Annotated in this window: 1 protein-coding gene; it reads left to right on the plus strand. The window is 52.8% G+C overall.

The window, feature by feature from the left end:
- On the plus strand, positions 1-580 hold a 580-nt coding region (locus ACTHUR_RS16320), incomplete at both ends, for a M48 family metallopeptidase (protein ID WP_440399725.1).

Raw genomic sequence — 580 nt, forward strand, 5'->3', positions numbered from 1 at the left:
ATACAGCATCGCTCAACGAGGCCGCAGCAAAAAACTACTCGCAAGTAGTACAACAAGCGCAATCGCAACGCGTTTTGGACAACACTTCCCAGACTTCGCGCCGTATCAAAACCGTATTTGAGCGTCTGAAACCCCATGCCAATCAAGCCAACCAAACCGGCGTACCTTTCAACTGGCAGATGAATGTTTTCCGTGGCAATGAATTGAACGCTTGGGCAATGCCGGGCGGCAAAATGGCGATGTATACCGGCATGGTCGATCGTTTGAAATTGACGGATGACGAAATCGCCGCCGTTATCGGCCACGAAATGACCCATGCCCTGCTTGAGCATGGCAAAAAAGCCATCGGCGGCCAAGTATTGACCGGATTGGGCGGTTCTATTTTGGCGGGCGCGTCCGGAGTTGATGCCAATATTGTCGGCTTGGGTACGGATTTACTTGCTTCCAAACCATTTTCGCGCCATCAGGAGAGCGAAGCGGACGCAGGCGGCGTACGTTTGATGGCTCAGGCAGGTTACAATCCCGAAGCAGCCATCAGCGTTTGGGAAAAGATGAGCAAACTCGAAGGCAGCTCGTCCAT

It is taken from the genome of Neisseria sp. P0021.S007 (genome assembly GCF_051956855.1).